This is a genomic window from Streptomyces sp. NPDC055140, from assembly GCF_053607285.1.
This window is the reverse complement of sequence record NZ_JBSGTG010000017.1, coordinates 18,099-37,163: the sequence shown is the minus strand read 5'-3', so window position 1 is coordinate 37,163 and position 19,065 is coordinate 18,099. Positions and strand designations below refer to the sequence as shown.

Annotated in this window: 17 protein-coding genes and 1 pseudogene; 8 read left to right on the top strand and 10 right to left on the bottom strand. The window is 70.7% G+C overall.

Annotated features, from left to right (window positions below):
• Positions 1 to 121: 121 nt before the first annotated feature.
• The gene (locus tag ACWFR4_RS28525) at positions 122 to 799 is read left to right on the top strand and encodes a M23 family metallopeptidase (protein ID WP_453458819.1); all 678 of its coding nucleotides are present in this window, start codon (positions 122 to 124) and stop codon (positions 797 to 799) included.
• A 71-nt stretch (positions 800 to 870) separates the two neighbouring features.
• Here ACWFR4_RS28525 and ACWFR4_RS28520 read toward each other — a convergent pair whose 3' ends face one another.
• Positions 871 to 1,443, bottom strand: a complete 573-nt coding sequence (locus ACWFR4_RS28520; protein WP_453458822.1) for a TetR/AcrR family transcriptional regulator — start codon at positions 1,441 to 1,443, stop codon at positions 871 to 873.
• 147 nt (positions 1,444 to 1,590) lie between these two features.
• Between ACWFR4_RS28520 and ACWFR4_RS28515 the strand changes: the two genes are divergently transcribed.
• From ACWFR4_RS28515 to ACWFR4_RS28505, 3 genes are all read left to right on the top strand, one after another.
• Positions 1,591 to 3,327: an MDR family MFS transporter gene (locus ACWFR4_RS28515; RefSeq protein ID WP_453655188.1), complete on the top strand. Its 1,737-nt coding sequence runs from the start codon at positions 1,591 to 1,593 to the stop codon at positions 3,325 to 3,327.
• A 173-nt stretch (positions 3,328 to 3,500) separates the two neighbouring features.
• The gene (locus tag ACWFR4_RS28510) at positions 3,501 to 3,938 is read left to right on the top strand and encodes a helix-turn-helix transcriptional regulator (protein WP_453458869.1); all 438 of its coding nucleotides are present in this window, start codon (positions 3,501 to 3,503) and stop codon (positions 3,936 to 3,938) included.
• A gap of 52 nt (positions 3,939 to 3,990) precedes the next feature.
• The gene (locus ACWFR4_RS28505) at positions 3,991 to 4,437 is read left to right on the top strand and encodes a VOC family protein (protein ID WP_453458828.1); all 447 of its coding nucleotides are present in this window, start codon (positions 3,991 to 3,993) and stop codon (positions 4,435 to 4,437) included.
• A gap of 22 nt (positions 4,438 to 4,459) precedes the next feature.
• Here the strand turns inward: ACWFR4_RS28505 and cseC are convergent, their stop codons facing one another.
• From cseC to ACWFR4_RS28480, 5 genes are all read right to left on the bottom strand, one after another.
• Positions 4,460 to 5,839 (bottom strand): two-component system sensor histidine kinase CseC, encoded by a 1,380-nt coding sequence (gene cseC / locus ACWFR4_RS28500; RefSeq protein WP_453458831.1) that lies wholly within the window; start codon positions 5,837 to 5,839, stop codon positions 4,460 to 4,462.
• 152 nt (positions 5,840 to 5,991) lie between these two features.
• Entirely contained in the window at positions 5,992 to 6,708 is a 717-nt protein-coding gene (gene cseB, locus ACWFR4_RS28495) for a two-component system response regulator CseB (RefSeq protein ID WP_366121611.1), read from the bottom strand.
• Between the two features lie 81 nt (positions 6,709 to 6,789).
• Positions 6,790 to 7,446: a hypothetical protein gene (locus tag ACWFR4_RS28490; protein WP_453458834.1), complete on the bottom strand. Its 657-nt coding sequence runs from the start codon at positions 7,444 to 7,446 to the stop codon at positions 6,790 to 6,792.
• Positions 7,434 to 7,982 (bottom strand): SigE family RNA polymerase sigma factor, encoded by a 549-nt coding sequence (locus ACWFR4_RS28485; protein WP_116511432.1) that lies wholly within the window; start codon positions 7,980 to 7,982, stop codon positions 7,434 to 7,436. The genes ACWFR4_RS28490 and ACWFR4_RS28485 overlap by 13 nt, the downstream gene beginning before the upstream one ends.
• A gap of 181 nt (positions 7,983 to 8,163) precedes the next feature.
• Positions 8,164 to 9,060 (bottom strand): A/G-specific adenine glycosylase, encoded by an 897-nt coding sequence (locus tag ACWFR4_RS28480; RefSeq protein ID WP_453458837.1) that lies wholly within the window; start codon positions 9,058 to 9,060, stop codon positions 8,164 to 8,166.
• A 524-nt stretch (positions 9,061 to 9,584) separates the two neighbouring features.
• Here ACWFR4_RS28480 and ACWFR4_RS28475 point away from each other — a divergent pair.
• Positions 9,585 to 9,869, top strand: a pseudogene (locus ACWFR4_RS28475) (histidine kinase); the annotation flags it as partial.
• Positions 9,870 to 10,802: 933 nt separating this feature from the next.
• Positions 10,803 to 11,450 carry a response regulator transcription factor gene (locus ACWFR4_RS28470; RefSeq protein WP_453458871.1) on the top strand — a complete coding sequence of 216 codons (648 nt, stop codon included), beginning with the start codon at positions 10,803 to 10,805 and terminating at the stop codon, positions 11,448 to 11,450.
• Here the strand turns inward: ACWFR4_RS28470 and ACWFR4_RS28465 are convergent, their stop codons facing one another.
• Positions 11,451 to 12,092 carry a phosphatase PAP2 family protein gene (locus ACWFR4_RS28465; protein WP_453655186.1) on the bottom strand — a complete coding sequence of 214 codons (642 nt, stop codon included), beginning with the start codon at positions 12,090 to 12,092 and terminating at the stop codon, positions 11,451 to 11,453.
• 185 nt (positions 12,093 to 12,277) lie between these two features.
• Between ACWFR4_RS28465 and ACWFR4_RS28460 the strand changes: the two genes are divergently transcribed.
• Positions 12,278 to 13,078 carry a hypothetical protein gene (locus ACWFR4_RS28460; RefSeq protein WP_453655184.1) on the top strand — a complete coding sequence of 267 codons (801 nt, stop codon included), beginning with the start codon at positions 12,278 to 12,280 and terminating at the stop codon, positions 13,076 to 13,078.
• 387 nt (positions 13,079 to 13,465) lie between these two features.
• On the opposite strand, the gene disA is transcribed toward ACWFR4_RS28460, so the two are convergent.
• Both disA and radA read right to left on the bottom strand, forming a co-directional pair.
• The gene (disA, locus tag ACWFR4_RS28455) at positions 13,466 to 14,590 is read right to left on the bottom strand and encodes a DNA integrity scanning diadenylate cyclase DisA (RefSeq protein ID WP_362900849.1); all 1,125 of its coding nucleotides are present in this window, start codon (positions 14,588 to 14,590) and stop codon (positions 13,466 to 13,468) included.
• 112 nt (positions 14,591 to 14,702) lie between these two features.
• Positions 14,703 to 16,112, bottom strand: a complete 1,410-nt coding sequence (radA, locus tag ACWFR4_RS28450) for a DNA repair protein RadA (protein WP_266561540.1) — start codon at positions 16,110 to 16,112, stop codon at positions 14,703 to 14,705.
• Between the two features lie 243 nt (positions 16,113 to 16,355).
• Between radA and ACWFR4_RS28445 the strand changes: the two genes are divergently transcribed.
• On the top strand, positions 16,356 to 18,074 hold the full coding sequence (locus tag ACWFR4_RS28445) for a BACON domain-containing protein (protein ID WP_453458849.1): 1,719 nt from the start codon (positions 16,356 to 16,358) through the stop codon (positions 18,072 to 18,074).
• Between the two features lie 32 nt (positions 18,075 to 18,106).
• Here the strand turns inward: ACWFR4_RS28445 and ACWFR4_RS28440 are convergent, their stop codons facing one another.
• Positions 18,107 to 19,036, bottom strand: a complete 930-nt coding sequence (locus ACWFR4_RS28440) for a hypothetical protein (protein ID WP_453458852.1) — start codon at positions 19,034 to 19,036, stop codon at positions 18,107 to 18,109.
• Positions 19,037 to 19,065 lie beyond the last annotated feature (29 nt).

Genomic DNA, 19,065 nt, shown 5'->3' with positions numbered 1-19,065 from the left:
TGGGTAGTAGATGGGGCCTTTGAGTCGAGATGGGGTCCCGGGTTACCAATGAACAGCCAGCCCGGCACGTCACCAACGAGTGCCGGTCTGCTCCTGTCATCAACGCGGAGGTAATCCCCGAATGTCGAAGCGCACCATGACTCTTTCTTCCGGCTCGTCCCTGCTCCGTACTCGGGCGGCCGTCGTCACCGCCGCCATGGGAGCCACGGCGCTGCTGGGTGCAGGGGCCGCGGTCGCCGCCGAAAGCACTCAGGGAACCGTCGCGCTGCCCAGCGTGGCTGCCGCTTCGGTCCAGGCGCAGGCCAAGGCCCAGGCCAAGGCCGCCGAGCAGGCCAAGGTGCACGCCGCGCAGGTCAAGAAGGCCGCGGCGAAGAAGGCCGTCAGCTGGATAGACCCGGTCAAGAGCTACAAGCTGTCCGCGGGCTTCGGCCTCGGCGGCAACATGTGGTCGCACAAGCACTCCGGCCAGGACTTCGCCGTGCCGATCGGCACGAACGTCATGGCCGCCCACAGCGGCACCGTCGTCAAGGCCGGCCCCTACGGCGGCGGCGACGGCCCGGCGTACGGCAACGCCGTCGTGATCAAGCACGGCAACGGCACGTACTCGCAGTACGCGCACCTGTCCCGCATCGACGTGCGCATCGGCCAGACGGTCTCCACCGGTCAGCACATCGCGCTCTCCGGTAACACCGGTAACTCCAGCGGCCCGCACCTGCACTTCGAGATCCGCACGACCCCGAACTACGGTTCCGCGGTCAACCCGGTCAACTTCCTGAAGTCGATGGGCGTCGCCGTCTGACCTGCTGCGTGAGCGAGCCCATCCGCGTGGATGAGCTCACCCGCACAGGAAGCACAACCGCATGACAGAACTCAGGCGTCCCGCTGTGCCTGGGTGACGAGATCGGTGGCGACCTCGAGGATGGCCTTGCGCTTCTCCTCGGGGTCGCCTTCGACGTCCTTGAGGACGAACAGGCCCGCGTGCATCGAGAAGATCGCGCTGAAGCAGCGGACCCGCTCGGTCAGGGTGGCGTCCTCCGGCAGGAGCTGGTCGAGGAGCGCCTTCATGCGGTCCTTGAAGAGCTCGCCGATGCTCAGCTCGCGCATGGTCGCCTGGTTCTCCTGCATGAAGCGGAACAGCGGCCCCGCCCCGTGCAGCGCCAGGCTGTAGCGGTCCATGAGCTCCTGCTTGGTCTCCAGGGTGTTGGGCTGCTCCCGGCCCCACTCGATCAGCTCGTCGATGGGCCGCGTCAGGTCCTCGAAGAGGCTGACGACGATGTCTTCCTTGGTCTTGAAGTGGTAGTAGAGCGCCGCCTTGGTGACGTCGAGGTGCTCGGCGATCTCGCGCAGCGAGGTCTTCTCGTAGCCCCGCTCGGCGAACAGTTCCAGCGCCACGTCCTGGATGCGCTGCCGCGTGTTCCCGCGGCGCTGCTTGCTGCTGCCCATCTGTGGCTGCTCCTTCGTGCTGGTGGCGGGCCTTGGGCGAAAACTTACTTGACGCCCGGCTAGTTAGCGCTCTATCTTCCCTCAGTGTAGTCAACTTGCCGGGCGGCAAGTAAGTAGCGGCGAGTGAGCAACTGGGGAGTGGGGATCATGGCGGAGACCGGAACAGTGGCGGTGGACACCGGCGGGGGCGGCGCGGCGGCCACCAAGGAGCGGCAGCCGCGCAGTGTGCGCGTAGTCCTGATGGCGTTGATGATCGCGATGCTGCTCGCGATGCTCGACAACATGATCGTGGGCACCGCGATGCCCACGATCGTCGGCGACCTGGGCGGCCTCGAACATCTCTCGTGGGTCGTGACCGCGTACACGCTCGCGACCGCCGCCTCGACCCCCATCTGGGGCAAGGTCGGCGACATGTACGGCAGGAAGGGCGCCTTCCTGACCTCGATCGTGATCTTCCTGATCGGCTCCGGGCTCAGCGGCATGGCCCAGGACATGAACCAGCTCATCGCGTTCCGCGCGATCCAGGGTCTCGGCGCCGGTGGTCTGATGGTCGGCGTCATGGCCATCATCGGTGACCTGATTCCGCCGCGGGAGCGCGGCAAGTACCAGGGCATGATGGCCGGCGTCATGGCGCTCGCCATGATCGGCGGACCGCTCGTCGGCGGCGCCATCACCGACAACTGGGGCTGGCGCTGGTCCTTCTACATAAACCTGCCGCTCGGCATTGTCGCCCTCGCCATGGTCAGCGCGGTCCTGCACCTGCCGAAGAAGCGCTCCAAGGGGAAGATCGACTACCTTGGCGCCGCGCTGCTCACCGTCGGCATCACGTCGATCGTGCTCGTGACGACCTGGGGCGGCTCGCAGTACGCCTGGGGTTCCGCCGTGATCATGGAGCTCGCCGCGATCGGTGTCGCCGCGCTCGTCGGCTTCCTCTTCGTGCAGACGAAGGCGGCCGAGCCGATCATGCCGTTGCACATCTTCCGCAGCCGCAACTTCACGGTCATGTCCCTCATCGGCTTCGTCACCGGCTTCGTGATGTTCGGCGCCGTGCTCTTCCTGCCGCTCTACCAGCAGACCGTGCAGGGCGCGAACGCGACCAACTCCGGTCTGCTGCTCCTGCCGATGCTGCTCTCGATGATGGTCGTCTCGCTCATCGCGGGCCGGGTCACCACCAACACCGGCCGGTACAAGGTGTTCCCGCTGGTCGGCAGCGTCCTGATGGTGGCCGGACTGTTCCTGCTCGCGCAGATGGACACGGAGACCACACGGCTCACGTCCGGCCTGTTCATGGCCGTGCTCGGCGCGGGTATGGGCTGCCTGATGCAGATCACGATGCTGGTCGCGCAGAACAGCGTCGACATGAAGGACATGGGCGTCGCCTCGTCCTCCACGACCCTGTTCCGTACGCTCGGCTCCTCCTTCGGCGTCGCGATCATGGGCGCGATCTTCAACAACCGCGTCCAGGACGTGATGGCCGAGCGGGCCGGGGCGATGGGCGGCAAGGTCGCGGAGCATTCCACGCAGCTGACGGCCGAAGGCCTGGCCAAGCTGCCGGACGTGGTGCGCGACGCCTACCTGCACGCGGTATCGGCCGGTACGCACTCGGCGTTCCTGCTCGGCTCGGTCATCGCGGTGGTGGCGCTGATCGCGGCGGTCTTCGTGAAGGAGGTGCCGCTGCGGGGCGCGGGCCCCGCCAAGGAGGCGTCGAGCTCTCCCGAGGTCGCGGGTCCGGCGGACGCGCAGCCGGTCGACATGGCCAAGGCCGGTACGGCTACGGCCGACGCGGCTGCGAACGGTACGGCCACGGCCGACGCGAAGCCGGTCGAGGGGGTCGCGGCAGGGGACGCCGCGGCGGACGGCAGGACGGTCTCCGAGACCGTCTGAGCGGGTCGTCCCGATCCTCCTCGGCTTTCTGAAGGCCCCCGGTGCGCTGACGTGCACCGGGGGCCTTCGCCGTGCCGGGGCCGTCGTCAGCCGGGGCGGCCGCGTTGTCAGTGGGGCGTGCCAGCATCGGTGGCGTGGAGAAATTGCGGCAGCTGCGGCTCGCGAAGGACGCGATGGACCGCGACTGGGCCGAGGCGGAGCTCGATCTGGACGCGGTGGCGGCCCATGCCGGTTATTCGCGTTACCACTTCGTCCGGTGCTTCAAGGAGGCGTACGGGGAGACGCCGGGGCAGTATCTGACGCGCCGTCGGATCGAGCGGGCCGAGGAGATGCTGAGATCGGCGGACCTGTCGGTCACGGAGATCTGCGGCCTCGTGGGGTTCAGCAGCCTGGGCACGTTCTCGTCCCGGTTCAAGAGACAGACGGGCCTGACACCGAGCGAGTACCGGGCGAAACACGTGGGGCGCGGGGCGGCGCTCATTCCCGGGTGCTACGCGATGTTGTGGGCCGGCGGCTTCCCCGGCAGGGGGCCGTCCGGGAGTGCGGGTCAGGGGGCAGCCGAGGAGCGCAATTCTGGAGAAGCGGGAGCGGGGGGTGACTGCCTACGGTGACAGGGCACGGCCGGATTCCCCGGCACGTGTCCCGACCACAGCGGAGCGCATCATGATCAAGGGACTCGCCATTTCCACCGTCTGGGTTCTCGACCAGGACAGGGCCAAGGAGTTCTACACCGAGAAGCTGGGGCTCCAGGTGCGTACGGACATGACCATGGGCGAGGGCGGTATGCGCTGGCTGACCGTGGGCGCCAAGGACCAGCCGGACGTCGAGCTGACGCTGATGGTGCCCGGGGTGCCCGCGATGGACCCCGAGTCGGCCGAGGCGGTGAAGAAGCTGGTCTCCAAGGGCATTCTCGGGGCCGGCGTCCTGGTCACGGACGACATCCACGGGGACTACGAGCGGCTCAAGGAGCGCGGGGTGCAGTTCCTCCAGGAGCCGCAGGAGCGCCCGTACGGGACCGAGGCGATCTTCCGCGACGACTCCGGGAACTGGTTCTCGTTCACGCAGCGGAACGAGGGGCTCGACCTCGACAAGGAGTGGGCCACCAGCTAGGGCCTCTCGTTCGGAGCCGCCCTCAGTCCGGCAGGCGCAGCATCGGGAAGCTTCCCGTGTTCGTCGGCGCGTGCTCCGGCAGCCACAGCACCGCGACCGCGCCCTCGGACGGAGTCTTTGAAGGAGCGCCCGGCGGGCGCACGTTGCGGAACGTAAGGCGGGCTCCGAGCACGCGCGCCTGACCCGCGGCGATCGTCAGACCGAGACCGTGCCCATGGCCCGCGCGGTCCGCCGCGCCCGTACGGAAGCGGCTCGGCCCCTCGTCGAGCAGCTCCTCCGGGAACCCGGGTCCGTGATCGCGCACGCGCACCACCCGGCCCTCGACGCTGACCTCGACCGGCGGCTTGCCGTGCTTCGCGGCGTTGGCGAGGAGGTTGAAGAGGATGCGTTCGAGGCGGCGCGGGTCGGTGGTGACCTCCGACTCGTGCACCACGCTCACCCGTACGTCCGCGTGGCGCGCGCCGACCCGCCGCGTCACGAACTCGCCCAGCAGCAGGTCCTGGAGCTCGGCGCGCTCGGCCGCACTGTCCAGACGCGCCACTTCGAGCACGTCCTCGACGAGGGTGCGCATCGCCTGGGCCCGGTCCTTGACCAGCTCGCTCGGGCGTCCGGGCGGCAGCAGCTCGGCCGCGGTGAGCAGTCCGGTCACCGGCGTACGCAGCTCGTGCGCGATGTCCGCGGTGACCCGGCGCTCGGCCTCGAGGCGCTGCTTCAGGGCGTCGGCCATCGCGTCGACGGCCTGTGCGAGATCGTCGGTCTCGTCGCGTACGACGCCGCCGATGGCGTCCCCGACCCGTACGTCGGTCCGCCCCTGCGCGACCTCCCTGGCCGCGGAAGCCGCCTTGCGCAGGCGCCGTGACACCTGGCCGCCGATGAGCACGCCGAGGGCGCACCCGCCGAAGACCACCGAGATCGAGCCGATGATCAGGGCCTGGTCGAGGTCCTTCATGACGGTGGCGCTGCGGTCGGTGAAGCGGGTGTGCACGGACAGCAGGCGCCCGTCGCCGAGCGGGACCGCGGCCCAGATGTCGGGTACGCCGCCGGCCTGTTCGGAGACGAAAGTGGCGCGCCGCCCGGCCATCGCCTTCTTGCGCAGGTCACGGGGTATGCCCGGGTCGTCGACCTTGAAGCCGACGGGGAGGCCGCGCCCGGTGGCCTCGTACTGGCGCGCCACGAACTGGATGCGTTCGTCCTGCACGTCGCGCGCGTTGTCGAGCATCGAGACGCGCGCCGCGTTGTGCACGACCAGGCTCAGGGCGACGGCGACGAGCGCCCCCACCAGGGCGATGGCGACGCTGATCTTCCAGCGGACCCCGGTGTGCAGCACCGGGCGCAGCCGTCTCAGCGGCAGCCGCAGTGGCTGCCCGAGCCGGGCGCGCACGGTCGCGGCGGCCCCCCTCATATCCCGATCCCGTTCCTCGTCGGACAGTGAATGACCCGGCCGGCACACGTACCGACCGGGCAAACGGTCGTCCGGACAACCGGCCCGGACAAGCCACCCGGTCCTGACACGACACCCCGCCCCGGCACGACACCCCGCCCCAGCACGGCCCGTCAGGCCTTGAGCTTGTAGCCGAAGCCGCGGACCGTTTCGATCCGGTCCTGGCCGATCTTCGTGCGCAGCCGCTGCACATGGACGTCGACGACGCGGGTGTCCCCGCCCCAGCCGTAGTCCCACACGCGTTCGAGGAGCTTGTCGCGGGAGAGGACCGTGCCGGGCGCGGACGAGAACTCCAGGAGCAGCCGCATCTCGGTCGGTGTCAGCGCGACCGTGGCCCCGTCCTTGCGGACCTCCATGCCCTCGGTGTCGATCTCCAGATCACCGAAGTGCAGGACACTGCCGGTCGCGCCGGAGTCGTCAGGGACGGCCGGCGCCGCGCCGGACGCCGACCCGCTCGCGTGCCCGAAGCGCCGCAGGACGGCCCGGATCCGCGCCACGAGGACGGCCCCGTCGAACGGCTTGGTCACGTAGTCGTCCGCGCCGGCCTCCAGGCCGAGCACCACGTCGATCGAGTCGGCCCGCGCCGACAGCATGATCACGGGGACGGTGGACTCGTCACGGATGCGGCGGCACAGGCTCACGCCGTCCAGGCCCGGCACCATCACGTCGAGCAGCGCGATGTCGGGCCGGTTCGCGCGGAACGCCTCCAGGCCCGCGAGGCCGTCCGGCATGGCCGTGACCACGAAGCCGTCCCGCTCGAGGGCGAGCTGGGTGGCCTCGCGGATGACGTCGTCGTCCTCGACGAAGAGGACGTGGGTGTGCTCTGCCATCCGAATCCGCTGCTCCTGATACGTCGTCCGAAAAGTGGTCTGGTCCGTCATCTGCATGGTCGGGGCTGCCCGGCCCGCCGCTCAGTTGTCGGACGGCTCGGGCGTGTCCCCGTTCACCGCGTTGCTGTAGTCGTTGTGCGTCCTGGCCTGCTCGACGAACCGGCCGGTGGTCCAGCGGTACGTCAGGACGTCCTCACCCGAGGGATACGCCACGGAGTCGCCCTTCTCGTACACCTGCTTGGTGACGACGAGGTCGCCCCGGTCTATCTCCGCGTACACCGGAGGCTCCTCGGCCTTGAAGACGTTCTCGTACTTCCCGCCGGTGTCGCGGTACACGTAGCTGCCGATGCTGACGGCGTCTCCGCAGGTCATGACATTGACCACGACGTCGCTCGACGTGTTCCCCGTCAGGTTCCCGTAGGACACGTCAACCGGGTACTCGTGCCCCACGCAGGGCTTGAGGTCGCGCTTGACCTCCGTGCTCACCGCCGGGTCGTCCTTGACGAGCCGGACCGCGTTCACCGTCTTGGGCGCAGGGGAGGCCGGGGAGGACGACACGGCTTTCGGGGCGGCCGAGGGCCCCGGGTCGGAGCGGGCGGGCCCTTCGTCGCGGGCGCCGGTGCCGCCGGCCGAGCAGGCCGTGAGGGCGCCGAGGAAAAGGCCGGTGGCGGCGAGCGCGGCCACCGCCGTACTCCCCGCCTTCAGGACCCGACCGGCACGTATGCCTAGGCCGCGCAACGCTCCGTCTCCTCCCGTTCGAGCACGCGGTGGCCGGACTCGTGGCGGTCCCGGCTCTCCAGCTCCTCACGGAGCCGGGCCAGCGCCCGGTGCAGCGTGCTCTTCACGGTTCCGGCCGACATGCCGAGGGCGGCGGCCGTCTCCTCTGTGGACATCTGCTCCCAGTGTCGCAGCACCACGACGCTGCGCTGCTTGGGAGCCAGCACCTTCATGATGTCCATGAGGAGCGCGCGGTCGGCGTGCTGCTCGGTCGAGTCGTCGATGCTCGCGTCGGGCAGCTGCTCGGTGGGCACCTCTTCGAGCTTGCGGGCGCGCCACCACTCCGTACGCGTATTGATCATGACGCGGCGCAGATAGGCGTCGGCGAGACGCTTGTCGGCTATGCCGTCCCAGCGGCCGAACGTCCGCACCAGCGCCGTCTGGAGCAGGTCCTGGGCGTCGACGGGGTCCGGCACCAGGCGCCGGGCGCTGCGCAGCAGGGCGTCCTGCCGAGTGCGGACGTACTCCTCGAACTCGAGCACCTCGCCGTGCGCCATGCCAACCGCCTCCCGTTCGCGAACCGTTCGCGCTTTCCCTGTCCGTCACCTGTGGGTGATCGGTACAGGGAAGAAGCTACGGAGGCGTTGTCACGGGGTTGTCCGCTTCAGCCTGCGGCGGGCGCACGGCTGTCCGTCGGTTGTGTAACAGACGTAAGACGTGGGTAAACCCGTATGCCCGTCAGCTCAGCGGCAGCCGGTAGAAGCCGTCCGGCATCGGCTCCACGAGCCCGTCCGCGACGAGCCCGTCCAGGGCGCGCGCCCGCTGCACCGGCTCGTCCCACACGCGGTCCAACGCCGCCTGGGGAACGGGCGAGACGGCCTCCCGCAGCACGGCGAGCAGCTTCCCGCGCACCTGCCGGTCCGTGCCCGCGTACGTCTGCCCGCGGCGCGGCGGACCGACGTGCTCGGGCTTGCCGGCGAGCCGCCACGCGCACTGGGCGGCGATGGGGCAGCGGTGGCAACTCTCGTTCTTCGCCGTACAGATGAGGGCGCCGAGCTCCATGGAGGCAGCGGCCCAGCGCGAGGCCGTCGACTCCTGCTCGGGCAACAGGGCGCGGGCGAGCTTGCGTTCGGCCGCGGTCGTGGCGGTCGGCGGGTACTGCACACCGCTCACGGCCCGCGCGAACACGCGCCGCACGTTCGTGTCGAGGACGGCGTGCCGCTGCCCGTACGCGAAGGAGGCCACGGCGGCGGCCGTGTACTCGCCGATGCCGGGCAGCGCGAGCAGCTGGGAGTGAGCGGCCGGTACGTCGCCGCTGTGCCGCTCCGTTATGGCGACGGCGGCGCCGTGCAGCCGCAGCGCGCGGCGGGGATAGCCGAGCCTGCCCCAGGCGCGCACGGCCTCGCCGGGCGCCTCCTTGGCCAGATCGGCGGGGCGCGGCCACCGAGCGAGCCACTGCTCGTACACGGGAAGGACGCGGCTCACCGGCGTCTGCTGGAGCATGAACTCGCTGACCATCACGCCCCAGGGACCGGCGTCGGGGCGGCGCCATGGCAGGTCGCGGGCGTTCTCCGCGAACCAGTCGATGACGGGGGCGTGCAGGGACTCGGTGCTGGTGCTCGTGGGCGCAGTCATGGCAGGACGATCCTGCCATGGGGAACGGGAACGGCGCGGCCACGTTGTGACGCAAACGGGTTGGCTCGGCCTCGCTCGCTTGACGCCCACCCTGACGATCGGCAGGGGCGGCGACCCGGCCGGCGCTTGTACCTTCGGAAGACGTGAGACCTCCAGCCCGCAGCACAGGCCCCTTGTTCTGGGCCGCCCTGGCCGTCCCCGTCGCCGCCGCAGAGCGCCTCGGCCTGGAGCGAAGCCCGCTGTGGGCGCAGCTCACCGGTCTCGCGGTGCTGGCCGCCGCAACAGCCCTGCACCGCACCTGGCCCGCGACGGCGTTCCTGCTCGCGGCCGCACCGGGCATCGCGACGTCCCCCTCCCTCTTCACGCTCTCGTACGGCTGCGCGCCGGTGGTCTTCGCCTTCCTGCTGGGCCTGCGGGGCACGGCGACGGGTGTCGGGCTGCTCTCGTTCGCGGCGGTGGCGGCGGCGGGCACGGCCAAGATCGCGGTACGCCAGGTCGACCCGGCCGCCGAGTGGCTGGTCCTCATGGGCACGCTGCTGTTCGGCGCGGTCTTCCCCTGGCTGATCGGCCGCTACTGGCGCCAGAGCCGGGAGCTGACCGCGGCGGGCTGGGCACGGGCGGAGCAGCTGGAACGCGAGCACCGGATCATCGCCGACCGCGCGAGGCTGCGGGAGCGGGCCAGGATCGCCCAGGACATGCACGACTCACTGGGCCACGAACTGAGCCTCATCGCATTGCGCGCGGGCGCGCTCCAGGTAGCACCGGGCATGGCCGAGGCGCACCGCACGGCGGTGGCCGAACTGCGCGCGGCGGCGTCGGACGCGACGGACCGCCTGCACGGCATAGTCGGCCTGCTGCGCGAGGACGACGAGCCGGCCCCTCTGGCGCCACCGGGCGAAAGCATCGCGGCCCTGATCGAAAGAGCGGCGGACTCAGGCCTCCCGGTAACACTGCACCGAACAGACACCAACGCCACCAGCCGCACCACGAACGCCACGACCCGCACCACGAACGCCACGACCCGCACCACTTACCGAGTGATCCAGGAAGCACTGACGAACGCGGCGAAACACGCTCCCGGAGCCCCTGTCACCGTCGAACACACGCAGAACGAAACCGGGACGACGGTGGAAATCACGAACGGCCGCCCCCGGCACCGCCCGGGCCCGGCGGGCAGCGGTACGGGCCTCATCGGCCTGCGGGCCGGCGTCACGGCACTGGGCGGCTCATTCGAGGCGGGCCCGCACGAGGAGGGCTACCGCGTCAGCGCCGACATCCCGACCAGGAAGACACCCACCCCCGACACCGCAACACCGGGCGCCCTCTTCACATCGGCGAGGCGCCTGGCACACCGCCGGGTCGGGGTGGCGTTCGGGGCGGCGGCAGCGGTGGGGGCGGTCCTGATCGGAGGGGCGTTCGCCTGGTACGCGTACACGAAGACGCACGCGGTGCTGACGCCGACCGCCTACGCGGCCTTGAAGATCGGAACGCCGCTGGAGGAGACGGTCCCGCGGCTGCCGGACCGCACGATCGGCGACCCGCCGGTGGAGGGGCCCCCAACCCCACCACCACCGGGAACGGACTGCCGCTACTACAGGGCGAGCGGCGAACTGTTCGTCCCCGTGGACCACTTCAGGCTCTGCTTCGACAAGGACAACAACCACGAACTAATCGGAGAAGAGCGTGATCCCCAGACCAGGCACGACAGACCAGGCGCAGGAACAGAGGCGAGGGTGGGCGAGATGATCCGGGTCCTGCTGGCGGACGACGAGGCGATGATCCGGGCGGGCGTGAGCGCGATCCTCGCGGCGGGTGGCGACTTCGAGGTGGTGGCGGAGGCGGCGGACGGCCGCGAGGCGGTGAGCCTGGCGCAGGCCCACCGCCCCGACGTGGCGCTCCTGGACATCCGTATGCCACGCCTGGACGGCCTGGCGGCGGCGGAGGAGATGGTACGAGCCGTGCCGGGCACGGCGGTGGCGATGCTGACGACGTTCTCGGAGGACGCGTACGTGGCCCGTGCTCTGGCCGGCGGGGCCACCGGATTCCTCCTCAAGTCCGGTGACCCGCACGAACTGATGGCGGGGGTCAGAGCGGTGGCGGACGGGGCCGCGTTCCTGTCACCGAAGGTGGCGCGCCACGTCATCGACGGCTTCGGGGCACAGCGCCTGGGCCGAGAGGCGGCGGCCAGGGCCCGTGTGGCCACGCTCACCCCACGCGAACGGGAGGTGCTGGGCCTGGTGGGCGCGGGCCTCTCGAACCCGGAGATCGCGCGCCGTCTGCACCTGGTGGAGGGCACGGTGAAGGCCTACGTGAGCGCGGTCCTGGACCGTCTGGAGGTCAAGAACAGAGTGCAGGCGGCCATCGTGGCGTACGAGGCGGGCCTGGTCTGATCACCGCCGATGACCGCCGACGGCCGCATACCCGCTCACCGCCGCCGGCCCGGCGAACCAGCGAACAACCCCACTCCCGGACCCCCGCATGGCAACGACGACCCGAGCCCCACTCCCCACACAGAGCCGCACCACGACGAACGAGACAAGAGCCCCGACCCCCAGCCCCACCGCCACGTCATGCGGGTAGTGGACGCCGACGAAGACGCGGGAGAAGGCCATGAGGAGGGCGAGGGGGACAGTGAGCCAGCCGATGGCGGGCCAGGCGAGGGCGAGGCCGACGGCGGAGGCGGCAGCGATGGTGGCGTGGTTGCTGGGGAACGACCAGTCACCATGAGGCGGACACGCGACAAGAGAGGTCAGGGCGCCGGAGACGGCCCGGCAGGGACGCTCTTCGTCGACACCGGACTTGACCAGCTCGCTGCACACATAGGCGACGCCGGTGGCCAGCGGGGCGAGCACCGCGACGGCCAGGGCCCGTGGATCACCGCGCCGGGCCCGCCACCAGGCGGCGACGAAGAGCACGGCGAAGACCAACAGCCCCAGCTCGGTGAACACCTCCATGAGGTGCTGGAACCACGACGGGGTGTCGTGGGCGAAGCCGGTGATGTCGCGGTAGAGGTCGGAGTCGAAGATTCCCATGACACGGACGGTACGTAATGCCCCAGCACCATCACATCCCGCGATGGTCTCGTCCCGTACCTGACGAAAGACAGGGGTTGTCCCCGCGCCGAAACCGCCGCCCGGGACTATGATCCGCAAAACTCGCGGGCCGTGGCGGCGGGTGGGGGCGGGAGAACGGGCTGATCTCTCGTACAGTTTGCGCCGTGGGATCTCTGCGCAATCCGATCGGGCCGCTTCCCTCCACCATCTACTGGCGACGGAGGGCCGTTCTGCTGTCCATGGTGGCGCTGCTCGCGCTGCTGATCGTATGGGCCGTCAACTCCGGTGCCGGAGGCAGCAAGACAGGCGCCGGTGGCTCGAACGGCAAGGACACCGCGCCCTCCTCCATCACGCCCGGCCCCTCCGGGTCCGGACCGGCGATCAGCGAACACCCGGGCGGCCGCGACGAGTCGGGCGGCGGCGGTGACGACGGTTCCTCCGACGGCGCCAACGGCGACGGTTCGGGCTCGGGCTCCGACACGGCCGGCTCAGGGGCGGGATCCGATGACGGCGCGAAGGGCGGCACAGGCGCGGGCGACCGACTCCCCGCGAGCTCAAGCCTCCCCGACTGCACGACAGGCGGCGTGACGCTGACGCTGCGCAGCGTCCACAACTCGTACGCGCCGGGCGAGAAGCCGAAGTTCGAGCTGATCGCCAAGAACACGACGGCGAAGGACTGCAAGGTCGATCTGGGCCCGAAGAGCGCGGTCCTGACGATCACTCAGGCTTCCAGCGATACCGAGATCTGGTCCTCCGGCGACTGCCCCAAGGGTGCCGGCAGCCTCCTGCTGCGCGTACCGGCAGGCACCCGCATCACGCACACGATCGAGTGGGACCGCAAGGCCGGCGCCCCCGAGTGCGCAACCCCGAAGACGGGCCCGGTGACGCCAGGCACCTACCTGGTAGAGGCAAAGGCACCCCAACTCCCCAAGGCCCAGGCATCCTTCGTACTGGCCAAGGACTAACACCACCTGCCCTCTGCCCGGAGAACCCGCCCGAGGCGCCCCACCGGCATCAGCCGAGCGCGAAACGGGAGGGGCGAACGAGCGCCCTACCGGCGTCAGCCGAGCGCGAAACGATAGGGGCCGACGAGCGCCTCACCGGCGATCAGCCGCGTACGAAACGGGAGGGGCCGTGGCGGGATGTGCGCGCGGAGCCACCAGCACCACGTACAGGTGATCAGCTGGGTGACGAGGCCCCGTAGAACAGCGAGCACGTACATCCCGGCGCGGCCCCGCACCCGAAGACGGCGGGGCGAGCCCACCGAGCCGCACTCGGGACCCCACCCCAGGCCCACAAGCAGCCCCCACAAGCAGCCCCCAAGAGACGCCCCTGGGCGCCCCTAGGCACCCCTAGACGTACCGCTCCAGGATCGACGACTCGGCCAACCGCGAGAGCCCTTCCCGCACGCTCCGGGCACGGGCCTCCCCGACGCCGTCCACGGTCTGCAGATCATCGACGCTGGCGGCGAGCAGCTTCTGCAGCCCCCCGAAGTGCTCGACAAGCCGGTCGATGATGGCCCCGGGCAGCCGAGGCACCTTCGCCAACAGCCGGAACCCACGAGGCGAAACGGCCGAGTCCAAGGTCTCCGGAGACCCGGTGTACCCCAACGCGCGTGCCACGGTGGACAGTTCGAGAAGCTCGGCATGCGTCAGCGCGTCGAGTTCGAACAGCGCCTCGTCAACGGTCCGGGACCGCTTGGCCGTAGGTTCGGGCACATAGTCCCGAACGACGAGCTCCCGCTCGGGCTCCACACCGGCGATCAACTCGTCGAGCTGAAGGGCGAGCAGTCGCCCATCCGTCCCGAGCTCCACCACGTACTCGGCGATCTCGGTGGCGATGCGCCGCACCATCTCCAGCCGCTGTGCGACCGCGGTCACATCCCGCACGGTCACGAGATCCTCGATCTCGAGCGCGGAGAGCGTCCCGGCCACCTCGTCCAAGCGGAGCTTGTACCGCTCAAGAGTGGCGAGCGCCTGATTCGCACGCGAGAGAATCGCGGCCGAGTCCTCGAGGACGCGCCGCTGCCCGTCCACGTAAAGGGCGATGAGCCGCATCGACTGCGACACCGAGACCACGGGGAAGCTGACCTGCTTGCTCACCCGGTCCGCGGTGCGGTGCCGCGTGCCCGTCTCCTCCGTGGGGATCGTGGGGTCGGGCACCAACTGCACGCCCGCCCGCAGGATCTTGGTGATGTCCTTGTCGATGACGATGCCGCCGTCGAGCTTGCACAGCTCGCGCAGACGCGTCGCGGTGAACTCGACGTCCAGGATGAAACCGCCGGTACACATCGACTCGACGGTCTTGTCCCAGCCGAGAACGATGAGTCCGCCGGTGTTGCCGCGGAGGATTCGCTCGAGGCCGTCACGCAGCGCCGTACCGGGCGCGACCGCGCTCAGTGAGGCGCGCATCAGCCCATCGGCACCGGAGCTCCCGCCGGACTTGCCGGGAGCTGCTGCCCGGTCGTTGGCTGCCACTGCACTCCTCCGGTCGCAGATGTCGCAGATATCGCAGAAGTCCCAGATATTGCGGAACGCGCAGATCTTGAATGCCCAGGGTTCGTACGCACGGGCGAGACCAGGGCAAAGTCTACCGGCGCTCCTCCGTCTCCCGTGGGGCCTCTCGGTGACGGCTCCTGGGCAGCACGCGCAGAGCGTCCCCCATGTCGGCGACTTCGGTGACCTTCATACCGGCGGGCACCTTGCCCGGATCGCTCGGTACGAGGGCGTGGGTGAAGCCGAGCCGGTGCGCCTCGGCGAGCCGGCGCTGCACGCCGGTCACCCGTCTGACCTCGCCCGCGAGGCCGACTTCACCGATCGCGACGAGGTTCTTGGGGAGCGGGGTGTCGCTGGCGGCGCTGGCGAGGGCGAGGGCGATGGCGAGGTCGGCGGCGGGCTCGGAGAGCTTCACGCCGCCGACGGTCGCGGAGTAGATGTCCCGCTTTCCGAGCGCACTGATCCGCCCGCGCTGCTCGAGCACGGCGAGCATCATCGAGACGCGAGACGTCTCCAGACCGGACGTGGTGCGCCGAGGGGACGGGATCTGGGAGTCGACGGTGAGGGCCTGAACCTCGGCGACGAGAGGCCGCCGCCCCTCCAGGGTGACGGTCAGGCACGTGCCCGGGACGGGTTCGTCGCGGCGGGTGAGGAACAGCCCGCTGGGGTCGGCGAGTCCGGTGATGCCTTCGTCGTGCAGCTCGAAGCAGCCGACCTCGTCGGTCGTCCCGTACCGGTTCTTCACGCCGCGTACGAGGCGCAGGCGCGCGTGCCGGTCGCCTTCGAAGGAGAGGACGACGTCCACGAGGTGCTCGAGGAGGCGGGGTCCGGCGATGGCGCCGTCCTTGGTGACGTGACCCACGAGGAGGGTGGCCATGCCGCGCTCCTTCGAGGCGCGGATCAGGGCGCCGGCCACCTCGCGGACCTGGGCCATGCCGCCGGGGGCGCCGTCGATCTCGGGGGAGGCGACGGTCTGTACGGAGTCCATGATCAGGAGGCTGGGCTTGACGGCGTCCAAGTGGCCGAGGACCGCGGACAGGTCGGTCTCGGCGGCGAGATACAGATGGTCGTCGATCGCCTTGATGCGGTCGGCGCGCATCCGGACCTGGCTGGCCGACTCCTCGCCCGTGACGTACAGGGTGCGGTGCTCGTCGCTGGCGGCCTTGGCGGCGACGTCGAGCAGGAGGGTGGACTTACCGACGCCGGGCTCGCCCGCGACCAGGACGACGGCGCCGGGGACGAGGCCCCCGCCGAGGACCCGGTCGAGCTCGGGCACGCCGGTGGAGCGGGCGGTGGCCTGCCGGGCGTCGACCTGGCCGATCGGGACGGCGGACGTCGTGACCCGGCCGGGCGCGGTCGTCCGCACGGCGGGAGCGCCGTACTCCTCGACCGTCCCCCACGCCTGGCACTCGCCGCAGCGACCCAGCCATTTCGCCGTCTGCCAGCCGCACTCGGTGCAGCGGTAGGACGGCCGGTCCTTGCCGGATTTCGTACGGGCAGCCATGCACCGAACCGTAACGGAGACCACTGACAACCCGGCACCGACCACCACCCGCCGCCTCCCGGAGGGCCCCGCGCCGGGTGTGCGCCTGTGCGCCCCGGCGTACATATATGCGCCGAGCGCATGTTCCCCTGTATGGAATTTGGTATTCCCGTCCCCTTTTGAGGGATCGTTTCACCCGTACGGATTAAATGTCCCCAAGGGGGAGGAAGGGTGCGGCACCATCCGCCTACGGTCGCACGGGTGATGACCAGCAGGCCGGAAACTCCCACGCAGACCACCGGCGCACACCGGGCGCACCGCGAAGGGCGCGGGCGACCTGCGCCGCGGACCGTACCCCAGCGCCCGACATCGCGCTACGAGCCGTATCTGGACGGCCTGTTCACGTACTGCCTGTCCGTCCTGTGCGATCACGACGACGCCATCGCGGCGCTGGGCGACGCCCTGGCGCTCGCCGAACGCCGTGGCTCCCGCGGCCCCGAAACCGAGACCGACCGTAAGGCGTGGCTGTACGCGCTCGCCCGCTGGTCGTGCCTGCGGGCGCTGGCGGAGGCGAAGCGCCGCAGACAGGGGACGCACGCCTCGGGCCGCCCCCATCCCGAAGCCCCGCACACCAAAGAGACCTCTTCCGAGGAGATCCAGGCGCAGCGCCGCCGAGAGCTCGCGCTCCTGGCCTGGCCGGAGGCCGCCGGCACGACGCCCGAACAGCGCGAGGCGCTGGAGCTGGCCGTACGGCATCAGCTGTCGCCCCGAGAGGTCGCCGCCGCACTGGGTACGGACCCGGGGCTCACCCGGGAACTGCTCGCCTCCGCCGCCTGTGAGGTGGAACGCACCCGCGCCGCCCTCGCCGTGGTGGAGACGGGCGCCTGCCCGAGCGTCGCCCGCCTCACCGGAGACAACCAGCTGCTGCTGAGCTCCGCCCTGCGCCGCGAACTGGTCCGGCACGTCGACGACTGCCCCCGCTGCCGCCGCACCGCCGAGCGCGCCGCCCCCGGCGCCTGGCCCGGCACGGCGGTCACCCCGGCCGCCCTGCCCATCGCGACGGCCCCGCGCGCGGCCCTGCACCGGGCGATGGCCCACGCCAACCGCCCCCAGCGAGGCGCGGCTCCCCGCTTCGACCGGCGCGGATTCCCGATGGACCCCAAGGACAGGGCGGCCCGCCGGGACCGGCTACGCGCGCGTGCCGTCACGACGACGGTCGTCGCCACCGTCGTGGCCGCCCCGGTGCTGGCGCTGTGGGCGGCGTACCGGGGGGCGCCGCAGACGGGCGAGGGTCAGGACGGGCGCTCGATCAGCGCGAGCGAAGCCGGCGACCCGGGCGGGCTCGACGGCAATCGCGCGGACGGCGCTTACGAGAACGCGGGCAACGCGCGTACGACCCCCGACCCGCGTTTCACCGCGGGTAGCCGCTCCCCGGACGTCTCCGTGGAGGTCATCAGCCCCGGCGGGCCCTCGCACTCCGGCCCGGGCCGACTCACCGTGGAGGCGCAGCCGAGCGGCTCCGCGACCCTCATCACGCTGACGGCGTCCGGTAGTTCACCGGTCCACTGGTCCGCACACACCGGAGCGAGCTGGCTCTACCTGACGAGCACGTCGGGAACCCTGCGGCCCGGCGAGTCGTTCACGATCCGGGTGTACGTCGATCACGACCGGGAGCCCGCCGGTCACTGGTCGGCGCGCATCGGCATCGACCCCTCAGGGGCAGTCATCTCAATAGAGGGACACGGGAGTTCGGGCCCCTCGCAGCCCGGCACCTCGGACCCGGGCCCTGACCCGTCGAACACGGGAAACCCGGGCCCCGGCCCGTCCGATCCCACGCCGTCCGATCCCACGCCGTCCGACCCGGACCCCACGCCGTCCGACCCGAGCCCCACGCCGTCCGATCCGTCACCGAGCCCGTCGGCCCCCACGGACTCGGCACCGCCGCCGAGCGACGGCGGCGGTGCGAGCCCGAGCGGCGGCTAGCGCGGGCCGGCGGGAGCCGGCAGGGGCAGGTCTCAGGAAGTGGTGGTGGGATCGGCCGGATGCGGCGCGAGCAGCGGCAGCTGGGAGGCCAGGCGCTCCTCGCACAGCTCGGCGAGACGGTCGTAGCCCTCCTTGCCCATCAGCTCGGTCAGCTCGGGCCGGTAGGAGACGTACACCGGGTCGCCCGCCCCGTGGGCCGACGTCGCCGAGGTGCACCACCAGTGCAGATCGTGGCCGCCCGGGCCCCAGCCACGGCGGTCGTACTCACCGATGGACACCTGGAGCACACGGGTGTCGTCGGGCCGGTCGATCCACTCGTAGGTCCGGCGGACCGGCAGCTGCCAGCACACGTCCGGCTTGGTCTCCAGAGGCTCGCGGCCCTCCTTGATCGCCAGGATGTGCAGCGAGCAGCCCGCGCCGCCCTTGAAGCCGGGCCGGTTCTGGAAGATGCACGAGCCGTTGTACGGGCGGGTCTGGCGCTCGCCGTCCTCGTCCTTGGAGACCCAGCCCGTCTGCGTACCGACCTCGTGGTGCTGCCAGATGTCGGGCGTGAGGCGCGCCACGAACCCGGCGACGCGCTTCTCGTCGTCCTCGTCGGAGAAGTGGGCACCGAGCGTGCAGCAGCCGTCGTCCGCGCGGCCCGCCTGGATGCCCTGGCAGCCGCTCCCGAAGATGCAGCTCCAGCGCGAGGTCAGCCACGTCAGGTCGCAGCGGAAGATCTGCTCGTCGTCCGCGGGGTCGGGGAACTCGACCCAGGCGCGGGCGAAGTCCAGACCCTTCTCGTCAGGGGCGGAACCTTTCGGTGATGACACCTTCGGCGATGAACCCTTCGTTACGGACTGCTTCGTCCCTGATTCCTTGGACTTCGGCGCCTTCGACGGCTTAGTGGCCGACTTGGCTTCCTTGTCGCTCTTACCGCGCTTGTCGCTCTTGTCGGCGTTGGCCTTTTTCGTCTTTGGCACGGTTCCAGGGTAAACGCGCTGCGGTGCCC